This window comes from Pleurocapsa sp. PCC 7319, from assembly GCF_000332195.1.
Lineage (GTDB): Bacteria > Cyanobacteriota > Cyanobacteriia > Cyanobacteriales > Xenococcaceae > Waterburya.
On record NZ_KB235922.1, the window covers coordinates 883,036 to 903,852 of the forward strand.

A 20,817-nucleotide genomic window follows, 5' to 3' on the forward strand; every position below is an offset into this window, starting at 1 on the left:
ACCTAGCCTCGGCTCCCATCCCACGCTGACAGGCTATCACGGTACAGACCTGGGGCTTCCCACCGACAATGCTAAGAGGCGATCGTTTTGGGAACATACAAAGCCATGTTTATATCTCAAGCTGCATTTGATTAGCAATTATTACTATCATCTTGTTCGCACGCACCAATCGAAACCCAAGTACTAGCACCGTCTTCAAACCATTCTTTTTTCCAAATAGGCGCATTGTGTTTCAAGGTGTCGATCGCGTAACGACAGGCAGCAAAAGCTTCGCCACGATGAGGACATCCTACGGCAACTATGACGCTAATTTCCCCAATTTTTAGCTTGCCTACACGATGATGAATTACAATCCGATTTACATCTTGCCATTGGCGACGTATTTCAGCGGCAATAGAATTAAAAATAGCGATCGCCATGGGTTGATAAGCCTGATATTCTAAATATTCCACGGGAATACCATCAGTTTGATTACGTACAGTACCACTCATTAGTACTATTGCCCCGTTCGCTTGATCATCCGCTAAACTATAGGCTTCCTCTAAAGACAAAGGCGCTATGGTAATAGCAAAACTATCATGGGGATGAGTCTTAGTAGATGGCGAAACAGACGATGAACTTAGATTGACCATATTTTAGATTTGATTGCTCATTTTTGGGCGCTTTAAATAGGCAAAATTAGCTGACTCAAATATTCTATAAAAATATTAAGAAAGACGGATCTTGAATCCGCCTTAAAATATGGGTGATCTATTAGATAAGTTCTGATAAGTTCTCAAGCATCGACATAGAGATTATGGACGAAGATGGTTGAGAAACTCAGGATCGTGAGCAGGACTGTAGACATCGACTTGAGTTTCAGGAGTTACCGTAATATTAGGCGTTGTTAGACCATTAACAGCTCCACCACCAACAGTATAGTCTCCTTGATTAGATTGAACTACTTGACCGGGACTAATTCCTAATTGAGTCGTATTTCCGACCACTGTATTGTTAAAGCAATCACCTTCATTATCAGTAGTAATGTCGTTAGATTGCTGTGCTGGAGTGCGGGAGCCGTGAATTGCTACTTGAGTAGTAGCATCAACAATAGTACAAGCTTTGACTGCTGGAGTGAAAGAGGGAAATAGAGGCAATAAAGTAGTTAAAGAGAATAAAGCTAAAGGGGCTGTAAATTTCATGGTCGTCTCCTAAATGTTTAATTGTATTTGAGCTTTAGGGATGAATTTAGATAGAAATAATTCGAAATTAAGTAATATATCAGTCGTTAATAGTATTTTCTTAGAGTAGCTAATTGCTATATGGCAACTGTATCTAAGTAATCTTAAACTATAGTGTCATCCTTGATAATTGGATACGTTACCGAGAAATTTTTTATGCACCTTAAGTTGCAGAATTGCTATTGAGTTTAGTTCTGAAAGGCTTATCAAATCTTGCTTCTGTGTAAAATTAGATTGTATTTTTGCTTAATTCATCCTTTAACGGGAAACGATCTTCAAGACCACACCGATTACGCTTTATGGATGGGCGTTCCACAACCTTTAAAACTAGAAATACTCAGCTAAGCTTTCAAAATTAACTCAAGTAACCAATTGGATCTAGATTTGGTTTCTTAATCAGGTAGAATGCTTGGTGGCGGTTTTATTAAGTCTTATTGGACTAAATAATCATTAGCCACAGAAGAGTATTCTTCTTGGCATAAATCATTGTTTTAAGTTGATAAATTAGTATTCGGAGAATTTCATGGACTTATCCCTTATTCCAGCACAGCCTGAACCTGGTGTAATCAATGTGTTAATCGAAATTGCTGGTGGTAGCAAAAACAAGTATGAATTTGATAAAGATATGAACGCTTTTGCCTTGGATCGCGTTCTATTTGCATCAGTAAAATATCCTTATGACTATGGTTTTGTGCCTAATACCCTAGCTGATGATGGTGATCCTTTGGATGGAATGGTGATTATGGATGAGCCTACTTTTCCTGGATGTGTAATAGCTGCTAGACCAATTGGGATGCTGGAAATGATCGATGGTGGCGATCGCGACGAGAAAATCCTCTGTGTACCTGCTGAAGACCCAAGGTATAACGAAGTGAAATCTCTTAAAGATATCGCTCCACATCGTTTAGAAGAGATAGCAGAATTTTTTAGAACTTATAAAAATCTAGAAAAGAAAGTAACTGAAATTCAAGGATGGAAGGATGTAGATGCCGTTAACCCTTTGGTTGAACAGTGCATTAAAGCCTATAAGTAATTAACATGGTTATATTGGTAGGCTAGAACAACACCATTTTCCTACCATATAACCTTATAGAATTTATAAAATAATCTCTAAAAAAGTATCAATATGCTTGTTAAATCAACTACCCGTCACGTTCGTATCTATGGTGCAGAAGTAAAAGATAATCAGTTAGTACCCAGTGATAACGTTCTAACTTTAGATGTTGATCCAGACAATGAATTCAATTGGAGTGAAGATACTCTGCAAAAAGTTTATCGCCATTTTGATGAATTGATCGAACAGAATAATGGCGAGGATTTAAGTGAATACAATCTACGTCGAATTGGTTCCGATCTTGAACACTTTATACGCTCTTTGTTGATGGCAGGCGAAATTAATTATAATTTGGGTGCCAGAGTTCGTAATTACAGTATGGGACTACCCAGAATGGAAAGCCCTGATACAGAAGGAAAGTACCGTTAAGCACTCTCAGGTCAATGCTAATTCTCATGTATGTCTTGTAGAGAAATACCCGACTCTCATTTCCTAGGGGAAATAGAGAGCGGGCAATATGCGGTGAACTACATGCCTTTGTTTTACCTTCGTGGGGTAGGTTTATGTACTTTAAGTCTCATTGAAATTTATTAGAAAATTTCTTCTGCTACTTCTATCCTTAGTAGCGATCGCGCGTTTTCAATTTGGTTGACAATAGTTGCCACATTAGAGCCTGCAAACAGTAGTCCCACGGCAACATTATCAAAGGAAGGGGCTTAAATCTTAGATTTCTGCCAAAACTTTGCTTGAGATTCTTGAATCGCTGTCAGCGAGATCGCTTCTAATGCAAGAGTCAGGAAGTTTCTCTCTTGAGTCTATGCTTAGGGATTACGTTAACATGTAACACTCCAACTCTCTAACTCAACAATATTATTTTGATTACGATAAGTTGCCAAAAGTATTATTAGCCGATTTTGTGGTTAGCTATCATAAAGATATACCCCATTAAATATCTCAGGGGGGTTGATAGCTATGGCAAAGCAACTGTCTCTCGAACAGATCTCCCAGTGTGGCGTAGACCAAACAATAGCCGCTGCGATATTGCCGCAGATTAATCAGTCTCTAGCTTCGCTTATTCCTGTTGATTGTTGGCAGTATCTTATTAAAGGAGTACTTAAACCTAATTATCCTTTTCCTTTACACGAACTGCTTTACCACACTGTATTTTCTGACTGGGAATCCAGTAAAGGTTTTCCGCCAGCCTGGATTCCCTCTAAGGAGCAGATTCAAGCTACCAATATTGCTGCTTTAATGAAAGAGCTGGACATAGCTTCCCATTCAGAACTTCATGCCTGGTCAGTACAGAATTGTGCCCAGTTTTGGGAGGTGATGATTGAAAGACTCAATATTTGTTTTCAAGCAAAATATACTCAAATTGTCGATCTTTCCCACGGTGTAGAATCACCCCAATGGTTAGTAAATGCGCGTCTAAATATTGCTGAAAGCTGTTTTCAAGCTCCTCGAAATAATACTGCCATTATTTGGCAACCGGAGGGAGGCTCTTTATCGACTCTAACTTATGGAGAACTGGAGGCTTTAACCAACCGAGTTGCCAATAGTTTACTAAATGTTGGCTTTGCTCCTGGCGATCGCCTTGCTATTGCCATGCCAATGACTGCGGAATCTGTGGCTATTTATTTGGGAATTATTAAAGCTGGTTGTGTGGTGGTATCGATCGCCGATAGTTTGGCCGGTGAGGAAATTGCAATCCGGTTACAACTATCTCAAGCGAAGGCAATCTTTACCCAAGACTACATCTTACGCGCTGGCAAACATTTGCCTCTTTACGCCAAAATCATCGATGCTAATGCACCTAAAGCGATTGTTCTGGCAAATAATTCTTCTCTAACAGTTAAATTGCGTCAGCAAGATTTATCTTGGGATGAGTTTCTCAGTCCGCAAGAGCAGTTTGATGCCATTCCTGTTCATCCCGATGCTTATACTAATATTCTTTTCTCTTCAGGTACGACAGGAGAACCAAAAGCTATTCCTTGGACTCACACTACCCCTATTAAGTGTGGGGTTGACGGATATCTGCATCACGACATTCATCCTCCAGACGTAGTAGCTTGGCCGACTAATCTAGGATGGATGATGGGACCATGGCTCATTTATGCTAGTCTGATCAATCACGCAACTATAGCTCTCTATTATGGAACACCAACAGAAAGAGAATTTGGTCGATTTGTACAAGATGGGCGAGTTAATATATTGGGTGTCGTACCCAGTTTAGTCAACACTTGGAAAGTAACTCAATGTATGCAAGGACTAGATTGGAGCGCGATTAGAGCATTTAGTTCCACAGGGGAGTGTTCTACCCCCCAAGATATGCTCTTTCTGATGTCTTTGGCTGGATATAAACCCATTATCGAATACTGCGGCGGTACAGAAATTGGTGGTGGATATCTTACTAGTACGCTGGTGCACCCCTGCTCTCCCTCGACCTTTACTACTCCTGCCTTGGGGCTGGATTTAGCTATCGTTGACGAAAATGGTCATGCTGCCGATCGAGGAGAAGCCTTTATTATTCCTCCTTCGATTGGACTTTCTACCGAGTTGTTGAATAAAGATCATCATCAGGTCTATTTTGCCGATACTCCCTCTATCGCCAACTCTTCTATTACCCTCCGTCGTCATGGCGATCGCCTAGAACGTCTACCTAACTCTTACTACCGCGCTCAAGGTCGTGCTGATGACACGATGAATCTGGGAGGTATCAAAGTTAGTTCAGCGGAAATTGAACGGGTACTTAGTACCGTAAAAGGAATTAGTGAAACAGCAGCGATCGCCATATCTCCTACTCAAGGAGGTCCCAGCCAACTAATAATCTATGCAGTAGTTGCACCCCAATGGCAAACGGATCGAGATACTCTAATGGTCTCTCTTCAGACAGCCATTAAGGAACATCTGAATCCCTTATTTAAGATTAGCGATCTCGAGCTCGTCGAGTCATTACCCCGCACCTCCTCTAATAAAGTCATGCGAAGAGTGTTACGCGATCAATACCACATCAAATATTTATCTACCGTCTGACAGGGTAATCTCCGATCTTAGATCAAATCAAATTGTGCCCAAGCTTTTAGGCAGCTTCTTTCATCAAGCAGTCTTTGATCACCCCTTTAGCTAAATTTTCTTGAGCCATTTTGAGACGAATTATTTCAATAAATAAGCTTTCCAATTCATCACGTGGAAGATCCTTAACTAGCTGCTGATACATATGCAGATCAAACTGCTGCTCTAAGCTTAACGAGAAATCAGGAAGTTTCGGTAACATGGCTAGACCTCTTTATTAATGTCAATCAGGTCTTGAAGTTTGCCAGAGTCAGAGTCTTTAGGCAAAATTTCTCAACCAATCTCATTACAAGACAAGAGGAGTTACCAACAAGACTTGAGCTAAACTATCAGCTACTTCTGACTGCGGATGGGTCAGTTCACATTGCATTAAACTTTCTAAATTACTTAGGGAAAAGTTTATGTTGTTGAATGAACAGTCAAGAACTGCTTATATAAGAGATGTTAATATATCCTTGACAAAGGCGACAATTTATGAATCCGATGAATTGCCAAGCTGCCAAAATTTGACTATAAATCGATTCCCTAAGAGCTGAAAATGCCTACTTGATTAAGTTAAGGGAGTCAGGCTATGGAGATAAAAGTCCCTTAGAAATTTGCCGTGAAATGTTTGCCTTAGCTGATGGCATAATCGTCAGTGCCAAAAAGGATGGTCTGGTGAATATTGGTGGTTTTATTGCTATGAACGATCGCGCTCTGTATGAGCAAGCTCGCAATGAGTTAATTTTGCGGGAGGGATTTCCCACCTATGGTGGATTGGCGGGTCGGGATTTAGAAGCGATCGCCATTGGTTTGCGAGAAGTCCTAGAGGAAGATTATTTACATTATCGCTTAGGACAAACGACTTATTTGACTGAGCGTCTATTGGAATCAAAAATTTCCATTATTGAACCACCCGGAGCCCATGCAGTGTACATTGATGCTGGTTCTTTATTACCCCATATCCCTCACGAACAATTTCCGGGTCAAGCTTTAGCAATCAATTTGTACTTGGAAGGGGGAATCCGTAGCGTGGAACTCGGCTCATTGATGTTTGCCCATCCCGATCCAGATACAGGTCAAACAATTTATCCGCAATTAGAGTTAGTGCGTTTAGCATTGCCACGACGAGTATACACTCAGAGCCACTTAGATTATGTGGTTGAGATCGTTGAAGAAACTGCTGCCCGACGGGAACAAATTCCTGGCTATCGGCTAACCTATGCTCCCCAATTATTACGTCATTTCACTGCCCGGTTAGAACCAATCCAACCAGTAAGTAATATTCCTCTGAGCTTCGAACTCCAAACTCCAAACTCCAAACTCCAAATAAATTAATTAATTATGATTCCCTTCAAACTTGAAGATTACGATCTGAGCCAGGAATTAGGCTTTTTACCGGCGAGATCTCCTGCCAAAGCTCAATTGCCCCAGAGCTGCCAACAACTGCAACAGACTGCGACCTTGCTACCTAAGTTATTGACTACAGGTAAAATTCGCCGAGTGATCGCCAATCTTCCCTCCGTCAACTTTGAGAGAGAAACTATTGACGAGATGCAGTTACGTCGGCTGATGCAAGTATATTCCTACTTGACTCATGGCTATATCTGGGGTGAACCTACAGCGATCGAGGTATTACCGCACAACATTGCTGTGCCATTCTATCAAATTGCACGACAGCTGATACTGTTGATGAACTTAACATAAGAGATAAATTCGCGTTTTTTGTTCGCGAAATAAGTTTCCATTTGTCTCAGCTAATCAGGAGCTAGCTTAGCAAAAGAAGATACGCGAGTTTTAGCTAATGGCACACCCTCAAACCAGGCAAAGAGACGAATCGCATTCATTGCAGTTGCCGTTAGGATGTGTTGTAGATGAACCTTGCTTAAACCCGTATAACGAGCAGAACGCAAACCAAAACCACGAACAGCTTGAGAAATTGTTCCTTCAACCCCAGCACGTTGATTGTACTGTTTTGACCATTCTTTGGTTTCTTGCTGTTTTCTTCTTTTGACAATAGCTAGATGTTCGTCTTTTGGACGTAGAGTAATTTCTCTCGGTTCGGTTTTAGAGCGGGTACATAAATGACGAAACTGACAGTCGCGACAAGCAGCTCTGGGAAATTTAATTCCAATAACTGTATTGTCCCATTTATCTAAGCGAACAGTCCATTTTTTCGTACTTTTGACTCCTTGAGGACAAGTAGCTTGTTTGGTTTTCCAGTTGATTTTGAACCGACTCAAATCGTAAGCATCGGGATTTTTTGACTGCCAACTCACGTTGTCACGGACTGGCCCAATCAGTTCGAGATCATGTTGTTGCTTGCTCTCAACTAACAAAGTGCCATCCACATAACCAGCATCAACCAGATGCTCTTTGGGTAATAAATCTTTGTCAGCTAAAGATTGATGAATTGAATCAGTTTGGTCTACATCAGTTAGATGAGCTTCTGTAGTTTGGACATTGGTAATTAAATGAACTCGATCTGTTTCACAAGTTTCCGTCAGATGCACCTTGTAACCCATCCAAGTGGTATGTCGCTTGTTACCATAACGAGCTTCAGTATCATAAGGAGAATTACTTCTTAGTCCCGCAGGAGGCAAATCCTTGTGGCTGCGCCAATGAAGTTCTCCGTTGTCAATCCAATATTGGTGTATCCAGGTTATTCGCAGATTCTCTATCGCAGGAATTTCTCGTAACCATAAAGGTGTATTAGGATCGTCGTAAATAACCTTTAAAATTCTCATTCCATCCCTTCCAATGGTTTCCCCATAATCATTGCGAGCCTCTGTACCTCTGGGTAGACGGGATTCTTCAACGGGTTTACTATAGCGGTCAAACCAGTCCTTTTCTACGACATCTGATAACCAATCTGGGACAACTACTGCTAAAGCATTTAAAGCAGCTCTTAAAGTTTCTCCTACACATTCAAGTCTATTAAGATTACGAATTGCAGCTAAAATATGAGTCGAGTCGGTTCGAGCTTTTCCTCTATCTTTCAATAGTTCTAGTTGTTGGCAGCGTTCTAAGAGTTTATCTAATAAAAGCTTTTCTTGGCCTCCACTCAGTAATCGAGAGCGAAATAAACTCAAAACCGAAAAATCAAAACCTGCATCATTCAATTCCAAGCCTAAAGCATATTTCCAATCGATACGGGTAGCTAGTGCTTCTGCTGCTCCTCTGTCAGACAATCCCGACAGATACTGCATCACGCACACCAAGGCTAAACCCTCAGGACGTAAAGCTGGTTGACCTTCTGTGGAATAAAGTTCAACAAAATCCTCATCTACATAAAATGTCCCCAATTCATCTCTTAAGCTCATGTAAATATTTCCTTTGGGGAAGGCTTGGTGTGCTATTTCTTTGGTAAGAGGTGGGATCGGTTTAATTGACTGAGGATGTAGAGCCATGATCTTTAACCACTCCTGTAATCATATAAAATTTGCTGTTATTTGTTAAACTTAGCTCATTCTTCGCGAACAAATTACGCGAATTATACTTCCATTTTATTAATATTTCTCCTCAGTTTTTTGGAGATGAAGAAAAATCAATCATCACAAGATCAATTAGAGCGTATTGACCGAATCACCACAGCGCTCGCTGCTCTGGAACAACAAAAACAACGGCTCGAAACCGAAGGAGAAGTTGCTCCTGTTGGTTGCGTGGTTTCTCGTTATCAGGTACGACAGCAGCAGAAAATTTATTGGTATTACAAACTTCAAGCACAAGAACCTACTTTCCCTAAAGCCCAGGATGAATCGGCTTTGAGTAAGTACAAGCATTTAGGAAAAGCTGGTAGTGAAGCTCATATTACCGCAGTTATGCAGGTGGTCAGAAGGTCTCAAATTGATGAAATTCAACGTACTATTGATACTCTGACTCAAGGCTTATTAGATGTTGGTTATGATGATGAACCACAAAAGAAATAATTAGGGATTAGTATTCGCGAACAAATTACGCGAATAGTTTCCTTTTGTTAAGTTCATCAACAGTATCAGTTAATGCTGATATCATTTTAAAGCCTTGCCAATAATGGAGGCAAGTGCTCAAATTTGACATGAACCGCTTCACAGAAAGCTTTCATTTGCCAGACTTGCATGGTGGGCTCACATTGTCCTTGTTCCCAACGTCTAACGGTGGACACAGCCATTCCAATTTGATGGGCTAGTGCTTCCTGAGTTAAATGAGCTTTTTTTCGGAGCTGAGTAATCTTATTATCAGTATTTTTGACTCGATAGATGGTGTTTTTAGGAGGACGCATAAGAAATAAATCAAAGGCTTAATTAGGAGTAGAAATATTTGAAGGAGGGAGAGAAGCTGAAATTAGTAATTTTCCGGTTCTAAGATGTCTAAGACTACTCAAATTAGCGAGAAATAAGGGGGAATAGTGCGACTGTTGGGAAAAACTTAAGTCTGCTATGCTGTGCTAATTATCGAGCTTAAGACCTAAATCAGATGGCATCAAGAAAAGCCAATACCCAGTAACGATAAGCTAAATTAGAATTGTTTCATACACTAACTATAGTAAAACAATGAAAAGTCCTGCCAGATAAAGAGTTGATAGAGATTTATTATCGAAAATGCAAAGTAAAATAAAAGGTTAAGTAAAGCGACATCCTCTCTCTGATCTTTGATTGTGAGTCGTGTTAGTTCACAAAAAAAGAGTAGATGAAACTCTGGCGACTTTTTTTGTTTGCCAACTTGAGAAGCGTATATTTTGTTACTCGTTTATTCGCTGTTCATTATAAATACCTAATTTAGTTTATCAAATTAGTACATTTGACGGAGTCAAAATAGCTTATTGGCAATACTTTAGGCTGAATTATTTTCCAGTTTTTTTTATCTAAGTTACGCTTATATTTAGACGCTCTATCTAGAAATCTCGTTTTGAAAGATGTCTCGATTTAAGATACTTGGCGCTCATCTCCGTGGATTTAACGAGTAACACGGGAGGGGATTAAGATAATAAAAAAGTTACCAACGCCCTTCAGGCTGAAGTAATAAGTCAGAAGCTTTTTTCAAGTAAGGAGTAGATCGTAGGTATTAATCAAAAGCTGATTTTATATAGTTTTCAATAGTTAATTGGTAGTTCGCTAAAGTAACTGGCTGACCAATTTTGAGTTGGGTAATTTGCTCAAAATTAAAAGTAGAATTATTAAATCCCTCCTTAAGAGTTTGATAACCAACTAAAGCTACATCAAAGCGACAGGGTAATTCTGCTAATTGGGGATGTTTGGCTAGAAATAAAGATGCAGTTTTCAAGAGTTTCTGCTGTTTGGAGCGGTTAACTGCTAGCAAGCCATTTTCATCCCAGTTATTTTTACTGCGAGTTTTAACTTCCACAAAAGCGATCGCTTTTGTTAGTTTATCTTGGGAAATTAAATCAATTTCTCCCCAACGACAATGCCAATTTCGCTGTAAAAGGTCATAATTCTGTAGCTGTAACCATCGCGCTATTAGTTTTTCTCCTAATGTTCCAATTTCTTTCATCAATCAGCTTTTAAATATAAATAATAGTTATTTATAACTAGAACCATCATAAATTGTCTATTTCGCTACAGTTTAAGAAGAGCATTTTAAGAGAAGTTAAAGTAGTAACTTAACAGTTTTGACTCAGAGCTAACCATGACTGGGAACAGAATTTTTAATCACGACATCATGCACTGTACTCATGATGCTGTGGTTGGTAATTATCTATATTCTGGCAGAGTATTAGGTATGACCGAACCAGATGACCTAATTCAATTACATCCCGATTTGAAATCTCAGTGGACGGCAATTACCTCCCACTACCGCAATATTGGTTTGAGTCACAGCCAAAATCCAATTTGGGATGTCTCTTTTCAGCAATTAAGACAGTATCCAGATTACGAACCATCAGTATTTATCTTTGGCGATGCTCTTCATGAATCTAGCCAAGATGATGATTGGTTTCGCGATCGCAATCAAGACTGGCAAGATGTGGTTGAATATATCAACTCCAAAAACAATTTTATAAGTTTGGCAGAAGAGTTAGACGTGACTGTTCCTTTAACTCTATGCGCTAATAACCAAACGCAATTAAAAGATTTTAGTAATGTTCCTTATCCCTGTTATCTCAAACCCGCTATTTCAGTAGATGGCGTTGGTATTTATCGCTGTGCCACCCCAGATGAATTAGATAGTGCGATCGCTAATTTGGATGAAGATACTCCTCTACAGCTACAACAAGAAGTAATAGCTGATAAATTTCTCAATTTACAGTATCAGGTTAAAAACGAAACGGTTGAACCTCTAGCTGCTACCGAACAAATACTAGATGGTTTTGCTCATCAAGGTAATCGTTACCCCACCGCCTATCAACCTTGGGAATTAATCGAGCCAATGGCAAAATGGATGACCCAAAAAGGCATGAAGGGGATTTTTGCTTTTGATGTGGCTGTTGTAGAAAAAGAAACTGGAGTAGATTACTTTGCTATTGAGTGTAATCCTCGATTTAACGGTGCTTCTTATCCTACGGGAATAGCTCAGAAACTGAACATCAATAGCTGGTCTAGCGAAAATTTCACCACTAAATATCACTCTCTAGATGAACTTGATCTAAGCGGTCTAGAATACGACCACACCACTGGGATAGGAATAATTATAGTGAATTGGGGTAGTATACTAGTCGGCAAATTAGGCATTTTACTAGCAGGTTCCATTAGCCAACAGGATGAACTTCGAAAACAACTTAAGCAAAGACTGGGAAATTGATTACTGATTACTGATTACTGATTACCTTAAACAGCTATCAGCCCTTTACTGACTTAAGGATTTACAGGGTCGGTTGACCAAGTTTGATCGCTTTGTAAAGTATACAAACATCGTTGCTGAGGATCGCCTCGAAGTTGTAGATGATCGACTTTATTAGGGATTAATAGTAATAAGCCAAAATTATTTAGAGGAAGGTTGGCATCAGGAGGATTCACCTTAAATAAAGCTTTATCGCTTTGAGGTTTTCCTGGATCTGGCCAAGCAAATTGCGATCGCGCTGCATCAGAAAGATGCTGCCAAGTGGTTTGACGGGCTTGTTTTAAGTCGGAGTTTGTTTCCGCTGAAGTTATTAATTGCAGATTACCAGTAATTCGAAACTGTTCGCGAGTTTTCGTAAAATACCAACAGACTTCAGCGATCGCCTGATGCTCAATATCCTGAATTTTCGCGCTGCGAGCATCAGTAATAATCTTGAGACTATTCTGTTCGTCATCTAAGAAACCTCGAAAAACAACTGTACGGTTAGCAGGATAGCCTTCTGATGTTACGGTGGCTAACTGAAAATAACGGGAATAGGGTTTAGAGCGATTGCGATGAATGGCACTGGATAATAGCGATCTCCATGGAGCTAACATAAGTAATTAACGCTTGATGTGGATTAATAATGCTTAATTGTGAACTGTCTTGTTGTTAATTTATCTTTCAAAACTATATTTATCTCTGGGGGAACTTTCCCCCATATGCGAAGCGGTATCCTTTAGGAGACCCCCAGTTGGGGAAGTGACGGCTTCCCCAAACCCCTTCGTAACTAAAGTATTAGTCAAAATATCTGCTTTACTAGCTAATTAATACTTAAAATGACGAGTTCAATTCACATCAGACGTAATTGATAATAATTAATATCGGCGAGAGATGGAATAAATACATATAATGCAAATTGTGCTTAATATTTCATACCGCATCTTTTATCTTGTAAATTATGACTCCTGCTCTACTATTTGATATTGCTAATACATATGTTTTGCCTTTTTGGACGGTTATGATTTTATTCCCAAATTGGGGCGTTACCAAAAAAGTCATGGGGTCTTACTTGATTTTTTTACCTTTAATTGGTTTATATATTTATTATTTAGTAGCTACAGTTGACCCAGAATCGGCTGCTGCTTTAGCCAATCCTCAATTAGCAGATATTGCTCGTTTTTTCTCTCAGGAGGGTGCTGCTGGTGCTGGCTGGGTTCACTTTTTAGTCATGGATTTATTTGTAGGAAGATGGATTTATTGGCAAGGACAAGAAAAGCAAATTTGGACAATTCATTCTTTAATCTTCTGTCTATTTTTTGGTCCTGTGGGCTTACTTTCCCATATTATTACTGCCGCTATTTTTAACCGAAATAATAATTTGGCAGAAACTACTACCGATACTGCTGTTTCCTAGCCTGAGAGCAAATAAAAACGGTAATAACCAAGTAAATAAAATAAATCGATCGCAATCACTATTCCTTTAGTCCAAGGTGAATTAAGCAAACCAATAACAATCGGATTGACACTAATTACCAAAGCCATTTCGATAAAAGCCACGATTCTGCCATAGTGATTTGTATCCCAATAAGAAAAAGGACTGATAAAACGATAATCACTAAAGGGAAAAAAGTGACGATGGGCATCATCATTATGCACAGGTAGATCTAATAGGGAATGGCAAACCATACTCAGACAAAGAATTATTCCTGGTTTCCAATCCAAATAGTAGAAAATTACTGCGCCAATTATCGCTAACGGAATGGAGTGGAATAGAGCGACAAGATTCTGCCAGAAAGGCTCATAATAAGCTTCTGACCAAATTTTGCCTTCGGGCATTTTATAGATAAATTTGGCGACAAAGTAAAATAGAAAAATGGGCAGATCGGGTAAGATTCCGCCAATAGCGATCGCTACATTACTTTTGGGAGCGATGGTTTTTCCCAGTAAAGCTAAATTAAGAATGTAGTGACTTGGAGTATTCACTAACTAAACCTCATTGAAATTAATCATTATTTAACAGCGATCGCTTGATTGCCTGGCTAATATTGCTCATATATTCTGTGAACTAGTCTTTAGATGAATATCTAAAGAAATTTAAGACCTTTTCCGCCGTATTTTACTAGAATCGCACCTGTATGACCTGTCAACAACCAAAAAATCGATCTTGCGCCATCACGCCAGCACTTTTCAATAGGTTCTGGGGGATTATCTGAAGGAACGGCAATGGGTTGAAAATCAATTCCACGACTACCAAAGACAATATCACCAATTACTTTGGCTCTTGTCATGTGATTTTCGGAAGTAATTAGGTAAACGCTATCAATACCCTCAGCTTTGAGTTGATCGACTAAGGTAGTGAAGTTAGTTACAGTATCACTGGCACGATAATCTAGGTGTAGGCGATCGCGAGATATTCCAGCTTTAGTAAAAATTCTTTGGGCATAGTCTTGAGGGCTACCAGAAGAAATCCAAATTGGCAACTGGGGATATTGTTGTGCTAACTTGGCAGCAAAATGCTCTCGTTCCTCGTGTCCGCCAAGGACAAGTAAAGCTTCGGGAGTAGTAGTAACAGAATTATTGATCGGTTTAAATCCTACACAGAGAGTTGCAGCGACAGCAGAAAACAACAACAACAGTCTGAGTTTGCTAACAGGATTAACAATAATTAATTTCGATTCATCTCTGGGTTGAAGACTAAAAAACATAGACGCAATGCTCCGATAAGCTCTAATTTATGGCAGCAGAGGATGCTAAAAAGTTATAAATATTAAAAAAATTGATGGAGTAATTGTTATTGTCAATATTGATCTTGGGATATTTTTTGGTCGAACTCAACTTATTGTAGATAGCATTTTCGGAAACGTCTCTAGTGAGTATTAATAAATAATAGACAACAGGGGTGCAGATTTTGTTACTCTTGAAGACGCTGTATTTTAAATATTATTACTTAGCTACTGGGCATGAGAACTAACTACTGTGGCGAATTACGAACCGAACACATAGACCAAACCGTTACTATCTATGGCTGGGTTGATCGCCGTCGCGATCATGGCGGCGTGATTTTTATTGACTTGCGCGATCGCACAGGAACAGTCCAAATTGTCAGCGATCCTCAACGTACGCCTCAATCATACAGTGATGCTGAATCTTTGCGTAGTGAATATGTGGTTAAAGCAGTAGGAAAAGTAAGCCAGCGTCCTCCTGAATCTCTCAACGATAAGTTACCTACAGGTCAGGTGGAAATTTATGCCGAATCGATTGAAGTGCTAAACGCAGTAAGTAAACAACTCCCGTTCCAAGTTTCTACCGCTGATACAGAGCCTGTAGGGGAAAAACTCCGCCTGCAACATCGTTATCTTGACCTCAGACGCGATCGCATGGCAAAAAACCTTCAATTGCGTCATCAGGTAGTTAAGGCAATGCGCCGTTTTCTGGAAGATACAGAAAACTTTATTGAGATTGAAACTCCAATTTTGACTCGCTCTACCCCTGAAGGAGCAAGGGATTATCTGGTACCTTCCCGTGTTAATCCCGGTAATTGGTATGCTTTACCCCAATCTCCTCAATTATTTAAACAGCTATTGATGGTTTCAGGATGCGATCGCTACTATCAAATTGCCCGTTGCTTTCGTGATGAAGACTTACGCGCCGACAGACAGCCAGAATTTACCCAGCTAGATATGGAGATGAGCTTTCTATCTCAAGATGAGATTATCGAACTCAATGAGACTTTGATCTGTCATATTTTTAAAACTGTTAAAGATATGGAAATTCCTCGTCCCTTTCCCCGTATTACCTATGCTAAGTCGATGGAACGCTATGGAACAGATCGACCAGATACCCGCTTTGAGATGGAATTGGTAGATGTTTCAGATATCGTGAAAAATTCTGGGTTTAAAGTTTTCTCCGGAGCGATCGCCAATGGCGGGCAAGTCAAAGTTCTGCCGATCCCCAACGGCAATGATAGTATTTCCAATGTTCGCATTAAACCCAAGGGCGATATTTTTAATGAAGCTGTAGCCGCAGGAGCCAAGGGAATTGCTTACATTCGGGTTAGAGAAAATAACGAAATCGATACCATTGGGGCAATTAAAGACAATTTGAGCGAGGAGCAGAAACAAGAGCTTTTAAGACGAACTGGGGCTAAACCAGGGCATCTGCTGCTATTTGGTGCTGGAGACACTGCCACTGTCAATAAATCTTTAGACCGCCTTCGTTTATTTATTGCTCAAGAAATGGGGTTAATCGATAACGAGCAAATTAACTTAATCTGGGTAACTGAATTTCCTATGTTTGAGTGGAATGCTGAAGAAAAACGCTATGAGGCATTGCACCATCCCTTTACGGCCCCTTATCCCGAAGATATTGATGATTTAACTACCGCTAGAGCCCAAGCTTATGACTTAGTTTATAACGGCATCGAAATTGGCGGTGGGAGCTTAAGGATTTATCAGAAAGAGATTCAAGAACAAGTCTTTCAAGCGATCGGCTTATCGACTGAAGAAGCTGACAATAAATTTGGTTTTCTGCTAGAAGCATTTGAATACGGAACCCCACCCCATGGTGGAATTGCTTATGGTTTGGATCGCCTAGTGATGTTAATGGCGGGAGAAGAATCAATTCGAGATGTCATCGCCTTCCCGAAAACACAGCAAGCTAGTTGTTTACTGACAGATGCCCCTGCTATGGTAGATTCTAAGCAGTTAAAAGAATTAGAAGTGGTTTCTACTTACAAACCCAAAAAAGATCAATGTTAAGTAAATTACTTTTTGCTGATTTGAGGATTAGGGATTATCGCAATAAGCACCAAAAAATAGTTAGCTTGTACTGTTATATTCCCGATCTTCATATATCATCACTGATCCTTCGAAAATTGGTTCTCGGTCATGATATCCTGAGGTTTAAAGTAAACCTAGACAAATCTTATATTTGAGGGTTTTTTTGTCAGTCTTAAAGTATTGGTGGTAAAAGTAGGAATTAGCTAGATCAGAACTATGTCGTCATCTCAGTTTAATCAGGATGAACAATATGATGAAGAAACTTTGACGATCGTCGATGAGAACGGGCGATCGCTTCCTTGTTATATTGAGCAGTCTCTAGAAATTGATAGCATGACCTATCTGCTTTTGATACCAGTGGATATCCCTGTGGTAATAATGACCATTGATAATGACAGTGAAGATGAAGTAGAAGCAGCAATGTTAGATGATGATGCAGAGATTGCTGAAATTTTTAGCAATGCCAAAGCAGTTTTGGCGGAACAAAATCTTTTTCTCCACCACACAGCCTATACCTTAACTGCTACAGGAGAACTACCTCCCATTGAAGAGGATCAAATTCTAACACTAGATGCTGATGATGAAGATGCTGACTCCGAAGAGTTACAATCTCTATCTTACTTTTTTCACGCCAACCAAAAATACGGTATTTATACTCCTTTAACCCCTCTGTTATTCTTTGCACGATATGACTTAGAAAATCGCTTAGAATTAGTTTCTCCAGATCAAGAAAATTTACTGCCAATTTTAGAAGAATTATTATCGGAAGAATAAAAGGATGAGGGATGAGGGATGAGGAATATTTTCTTGATGTTCCCTATTCCCTGTTCCCTGTTCCCTATGAATTTTTATCCAGCCATCGCCACTACCCGAACTGCCTCTCCGGTAAGACTAAAAGAACGAATCTCAGTAATTTTTACTTTCACTGTTTTGCCCTTTAACTCTTCAATGTCTCCTGGGAAGAAAGTTAATCGATTACCTCTAGTTCGACCCATTACTTGATTAGGTTCTTTAGTATTTTGTCCTTCAACTAAAATTTCTTCTACCCTTCCTAAATAACGCTGAGAACGAGCTTCGGCTGAAACCGCCACTAAACGATTTAACCGTTGAAGGCGATCGCTTTTAACCTCTTCACTTAACTGATTGTCCCATAATGCTGCTGGAGTACCAGGACGGGGAGAATAGGCCGCAGTATTAATCAGATCAAACTCAATATCTTCAACTAGTTGTAGAGTATTCTCAAACTGTTGTTCTGTTTCCCCAGGAAAACCGACAATGGCATCAGCACTAATGGAAGCATCGGGCATATATTCTCGGATAGTCTGAATGATGCGACGATATTTCTCATGGGTGTAACCTCGCTTCATTGCCTTGAGAATCTCATTATCTCCCGACTGAAAAGGAATATGAAAATGTTCGCAGACCCTTGGTAACTCTTTGCAAGCTTTGATTAATCTTTCTGTAAAATAGCGGGGATGACTAGTAGCAAACCGAATGCGCTCAATTCCAGGTATATCGTGAACATAATACAGTAAATCTGTTAGAGTATGCTTGTGTCTACCCTCAGGAGTGCTTCCTGGTAAATCTCTACCGTAGGCATCAATATTTTGTCCCAGTAAAGTAATTTCTCGATAGCCTTGTCTGCCTAACTCTTCCATTTCAGCTCTAATTGCCTCAGGAGTGCGAGATTGTTCTGTTCCTCTAACATTAGGCACAACACAGTAGCTACACCGTTCATTACAACCATAGATAATATTGACCCAAGCAGTAACATTACTATCGCGACGGGGTTTGGTGATATCTTCAACAATATGAATTGGCTCAGTAGCAACTACCTGATTGCCGTCAAACACCTGTTGCAAAAGATCTTCCAAGCGATTGGCATGCTGAGGTCCCATGACCAAATCTAACTCTGGTACACGACGCAATAACTTTTCTCCTTCTTGTTGGGCGACACAACCAGCTACGACTAAAGTTAAATCTGGCTCCTTGTGTTTACGTTTTGCCTGTCTACCCAGATAAGAATAAACTTTCTGTTCTGCATTATCACGAATCGTACAGGTATTGTAGAGAACTAAATCGGCTAAATTAGGGTCTTCAGAAGCTTCAAAACCCATATTTTCTAGTACACCAGCCATGCGCTCAGAATCAGCCTTATTCATCTGGCAACCAAAGGTAATGATATTGTATTTTTTGCTGGTATTATTCATAAGAAATCAACAATAACTAGAAAATGGAATAGAACTACTATACTAGTTTAGAACGCTACATAACAAGCTTAATCTATCCTCTGAAAAAGTAAGTTCAAAAAATTGATTAAGCTAAGAGAGAAAAGAGTTTTCATCCTTAAAATATGATTTTTTCCAGACATTACATCAAAAATATTATGTTTATCTCGGCTTCAAACACAGTAAAGTTTAGCTAATAATAATATTATTTTGGATTGAACATTTTTATAATCGTGAAACGACAAAATATTAGTACCAACTCTCCCTGGGAATTAGAGGTGGGATATTCAAGAGCAGTCAAAATTGGTAACTATGTTCATGTTTCAGGAACTACTGCCACCAATGAGCGTGGAAAAATTGTTGGTTTAGGCGACCCCTATGTTCAAACCAAACAAATTATCAAAAACATTGAGTCAGCTTTAGCCATGGCAGGAGCTTCCCTCGGAGATGTCGTACGCACCAGAATTTACGTAACTAACATTGACCGCTGGAAAATGATCGGTCAGGCGCATCAAGAATATTTTGCCCACATTCGCCCTGCTACCAGCATGGTAGAAGTTAGTCGATTAATCGCACCAGAAATACTAGTAGAAATTGAAGCTGATGCCATAATTAATCATTAACAATAAAGGGTAAAGGAAAAAGATAATAATGAATGATTCATTCATCCTTCATCCTTCTGCCTTCATCCCTTAAATATTATCCTCCAAACAAAGCTCCGATCGCTTTACCCATGTTTTCTGGCTGTAATGCTGCGGTTGCTGCGGTAGGTTCGTAACCACAATGCACCATACAATCGGTACATTTGGGATTGCCGCTCTTTTTGCCGTAATTACTCCATTGAGTATTCTCAATTAGTTCTTGGTAACTGGAGAAGTGTCCTTCATTAAGGAGATAACAGGGCTTTTGCCAACCTAAAACGCTATAGCTAGGGCTACCCCAAGGAGTACAATCAAAGTCTTGATCTCCCATAAGAAACTCTAAAAATAAAGGATTATGATTAAAATTCCAATTTTTATGACCGGATTTCCAAGGGGAAAGTATCTGTCTAAACAAGGCTTTGGTTTGCTCCCTCTTTAAAAAGTTTTCCTGATCTGGTGCCCACTCGTAACTATAACCAGGGGAAATCATCATTCCATCCAAATTCAGTGTTTCCAGAAAATCAAAAAATTCTTGCATTTCTCTGGGGTCAGCTCCTTCAAACACTGTGGTGTTAGTAGTTACCCTAAATCCTTTTTGTTTGGCAGCTTTAATCGCAGCGATCGCTTTATCAAATACCCCATCACGATCGACACATTTATCATGTTGTTCCCGCAAGCCATCTAAATGTACGCTAAAAGTCAGATAAGGAGAAGGTTCAAACTTACTCAAGCTTTTCTCCAACAAAATGCCATTAGTACAGAGATAGACAAATTTCCTCCGTTTAACTAAGCCTCGAACAATCTCATCAATTTGAGGATGTAATAAAGGCTCTCCCCCAGGAATCGAAACTACTGGTGCGCCACACTCTTCAACTGCTGCAAAACACTGTTCTGGAGTCAAATTTTGTTTTAATATTTCTGTGGGATGCTGAATTTTACCGCAGCCAGAACACGCTAGATTACAACGAAATAAAGGCTCTAACATTAGTACCAAAGGAAAGTGTTTTCGCCCCATCAGGCGCTGACTTACCAAATACTTGCCAACTGTAATTGCTTGTTGAATTTGAATCGCCATTTTTTTGTCTCCTC

At 39.7% G+C, this 20,817-nt stretch carries 22 protein-coding genes and 1 pseudogene; 12 read left to right on the forward strand and 11 right to left on the reverse strand.

What is annotated here, in order from left to right:
* Positions 1-131 precede the first annotated feature (131 nt).
* Positions 132-632: a molybdenum cofactor biosynthesis protein MoaE gene (locus tag PLEUR7319_RS0108155; protein ID WP_019504726.1), complete on the reverse strand. Its 501-nt coding sequence runs from the start codon at positions 630-632 to the stop codon at positions 132-134.
* Positions 633-794: 162 nt separating this feature from the next.
* A complete protein-coding gene (locus tag PLEUR7319_RS0108160; RefSeq protein ID WP_019504727.1) occupies positions 795-1,181 on the reverse strand; it encodes a hypothetical protein in 387 nt (128 codons plus the stop codon).
* A gap of 285 nt (positions 1,182-1,466) precedes the next feature.
* Between PLEUR7319_RS0108160 and PLEUR7319_RS39225 the strand changes: the two are divergent.
* The 4 genes and pseudogenes from PLEUR7319_RS39225 to PLEUR7319_RS0108175 all read left to right on the forward strand — a co-directional run.
* A pseudogene (locus PLEUR7319_RS39225) lies at positions 1,467-1,565 on the forward strand (DOPA 4,5-dioxygenase family protein); the annotation flags it as partial.
* 178 nt (positions 1,566-1,743) lie between these two features.
* Positions 1,744-2,253, forward strand: a complete 510-nt coding sequence (locus tag PLEUR7319_RS0108165; protein WP_019504728.1) for an inorganic diphosphatase — start codon at positions 1,744-1,746, stop codon at positions 2,251-2,253.
* 93 nt (positions 2,254-2,346) lie between these two features.
* Positions 2,347-2,703, forward strand: a complete 357-nt coding sequence (locus PLEUR7319_RS0108170) for an NAD(P)H-quinone oxidoreductase subunit M (protein WP_019504729.1) — start codon at positions 2,347-2,349, stop codon at positions 2,701-2,703.
* Positions 2,704-3,246: 543 nt separating this feature from the next.
* Entirely contained in the window at positions 3,247-5,307 is a 2,061-nt protein-coding gene (locus tag PLEUR7319_RS0108175) for an AMP-binding protein (RefSeq protein ID WP_019504730.1), read from the forward strand.
* Between the two features lie 46 nt (positions 5,308-5,353).
* On the opposite strand, the gene nblA is transcribed toward PLEUR7319_RS0108175, so the two are convergent.
* Positions 5,354-5,548 (reverse strand): phycobilisome degradation protein NblA, encoded by a 195-nt coding sequence (nblA, locus tag PLEUR7319_RS0108180; protein WP_026102389.1) that lies wholly within the window; start codon positions 5,546-5,548, stop codon positions 5,354-5,356.
* 314 nt (positions 5,549-5,862) lie between these two features.
* Here nblA and PLEUR7319_RS34585 point away from each other — a divergent pair, with 314 nt between their 5' ends.
* The gene (locus tag PLEUR7319_RS34585; protein ID WP_083892459.1) at positions 5,863-6,663 is read left to right on the forward strand and encodes a tryptophanase; all 801 of its coding nucleotides are present in this window, start codon (positions 5,863-5,865) and stop codon (positions 6,661-6,663) included.
* A 6-nt stretch (positions 6,664-6,669) separates the two neighbouring features.
* Positions 6,670-7,032: a hypothetical protein gene (locus PLEUR7319_RS0108190; RefSeq protein WP_019504733.1), complete on the forward strand. Its 363-nt coding sequence runs from the start codon at positions 6,670-6,672 to the stop codon at positions 7,030-7,032.
* A gap of 50 nt (positions 7,033-7,082) precedes the next feature.
* Here the strand turns inward: PLEUR7319_RS0108190 and PLEUR7319_RS0108195 are convergent, their stop codons facing one another.
* Positions 7,083-8,735 carry an IS1182 family transposase gene (locus tag PLEUR7319_RS0108195; protein WP_019504734.1) on the reverse strand — a complete coding sequence of 551 codons (1,653 nt, stop codon included), beginning with the start codon at positions 8,733-8,735 and terminating at the stop codon, positions 7,083-7,085.
* A 126-nt stretch (positions 8,736-8,861) separates the two neighbouring features.
* On the opposite strand from PLEUR7319_RS0108195, the gene PLEUR7319_RS0108200 reads away from it, so the two are divergent.
* A complete protein-coding gene (locus PLEUR7319_RS0108200; protein ID WP_019504735.1) occupies positions 8,862-9,254 on the forward strand; it encodes a hypothetical protein in 393 nt (130 codons plus the stop codon).
* 86 nt (positions 9,255-9,340) lie between these two features.
* Here the strand turns inward: PLEUR7319_RS0108200 and PLEUR7319_RS0108205 are convergent, their stop codons facing one another.
* Both PLEUR7319_RS0108205 and PLEUR7319_RS0108210 read right to left on the reverse strand, forming a co-directional pair.
* On the reverse strand, positions 9,341-9,586 hold the full coding sequence (locus tag PLEUR7319_RS0108205) for a helix-turn-helix transcriptional regulator (protein WP_019504736.1): 246 nt from the start codon (positions 9,584-9,586) through the stop codon (positions 9,341-9,343).
* Between the two features lie 782 nt (positions 9,587-10,368).
* Complete coding sequence (locus PLEUR7319_RS0108210) at positions 10,369-10,815, reverse strand: YraN family protein (RefSeq protein WP_019504737.1); 447 nt, start codon at positions 10,813-10,815, stop codon at positions 10,369-10,371.
* A gap of 135 nt (positions 10,816-10,950) precedes the next feature.
* On the opposite strand from PLEUR7319_RS0108210, the gene PLEUR7319_RS0108215 reads away from it, so the two are divergent.
* Complete coding sequence (locus PLEUR7319_RS0108215) at positions 10,951-12,060, forward strand: ATP-grasp domain-containing protein (protein ID WP_019504738.1); 1,110 nt, start codon at positions 10,951-10,953, stop codon at positions 12,058-12,060.
* A 53-nt stretch (positions 12,061-12,113) separates the two neighbouring features.
* On the opposite strand, the gene PLEUR7319_RS0108220 is transcribed toward PLEUR7319_RS0108215, so the two are convergent.
* Positions 12,114-12,695, reverse strand: coding sequence for an Npun_F5749 family FMN-dependent PPOX-type flavoprotein (locus PLEUR7319_RS0108220; RefSeq protein WP_019504739.1), 582 nt, complete (start codon positions 12,693-12,695; stop codon positions 12,114-12,116).
* Positions 12,696-13,039: 344 nt separating this feature from the next.
* Between PLEUR7319_RS0108220 and PLEUR7319_RS0108225 the strand changes: the two genes are divergently transcribed.
* Entirely contained in the window at positions 13,040-13,495 is a 456-nt protein-coding gene (locus PLEUR7319_RS0108225; protein WP_019504740.1) for an ABA4-like family protein, read from the forward strand.
* Here PLEUR7319_RS0108225 and PLEUR7319_RS0108230 read toward each other — a convergent pair.
* Both PLEUR7319_RS0108230 and PLEUR7319_RS0108235 read right to left on the reverse strand, forming a co-directional pair.
* Positions 13,492-14,064, reverse strand: coding sequence for a hypothetical protein (locus tag PLEUR7319_RS0108230; protein WP_019504741.1), 573 nt, complete (start codon positions 14,062-14,064; stop codon positions 13,492-13,494). The two genes, PLEUR7319_RS0108225 and PLEUR7319_RS0108230, sit on opposite strands and share 4 nt — an antisense overlap.
* 101 nt (positions 14,065-14,165) lie before the next feature.
* Positions 14,166-14,786, reverse strand: coding sequence for a YdcF family protein (locus tag PLEUR7319_RS0108235; RefSeq protein WP_019504742.1), 621 nt, complete (start codon positions 14,784-14,786; stop codon positions 14,166-14,168).
* A gap of 255 nt (positions 14,787-15,041) precedes the next feature.
* On the opposite strand from PLEUR7319_RS0108235, the gene aspS reads away from it, so the two are divergent.
* Both aspS and PLEUR7319_RS0108245 read left to right on the forward strand, forming a co-directional pair.
* The gene (aspS, locus tag PLEUR7319_RS0108240; RefSeq protein ID WP_019504743.1) at positions 15,042-16,838 is read left to right on the forward strand and encodes an aspartate--tRNA ligase; all 1,797 of its coding nucleotides are present in this window, start codon (positions 15,042-15,044) and stop codon (positions 16,836-16,838) included.
* 237 nt (positions 16,839-17,075) lie between these two features.
* Positions 17,076-17,633: a DUF3727 domain-containing protein gene (locus PLEUR7319_RS0108245; protein WP_019504744.1), complete on the forward strand. Its 558-nt coding sequence runs from the start codon at positions 17,076-17,078 to the stop codon at positions 17,631-17,633.
* Positions 17,634-17,707: 74 nt separating this feature from the next.
* Here PLEUR7319_RS0108245 and miaB read toward each other — a convergent pair whose 3' ends face one another.
* On the reverse strand, positions 17,708-19,069 hold the full coding sequence (gene miaB / locus PLEUR7319_RS0108250; RefSeq protein ID WP_026102390.1) for a tRNA (N6-isopentenyl adenosine(37)-C2)-methylthiotransferase MiaB: 1,362 nt from the start codon (positions 19,067-19,069) through the stop codon (positions 17,708-17,710).
* 251 nt (positions 19,070-19,320) lie between these two features.
* Between miaB and PLEUR7319_RS0108255 the strand changes: the two genes are divergently transcribed.
* Positions 19,321-19,710 carry a RidA family protein gene (locus PLEUR7319_RS0108255; protein ID WP_019504746.1) on the forward strand — a complete coding sequence of 130 codons (390 nt, stop codon included), beginning with the start codon at positions 19,321-19,323 and terminating at the stop codon, positions 19,708-19,710.
* A 76-nt stretch (positions 19,711-19,786) separates the two neighbouring features.
* Here the strand turns inward: PLEUR7319_RS0108255 and hpnH are convergent, their stop codons facing one another.
* Positions 19,787-20,803, reverse strand: coding sequence for an adenosyl-hopene transferase HpnH (gene hpnH / locus PLEUR7319_RS0108260; RefSeq protein ID WP_019504747.1), 1,017 nt, complete (start codon positions 20,801-20,803; stop codon positions 19,787-19,789).
* Positions 20,804-20,817 lie beyond the last annotated feature (14 nt).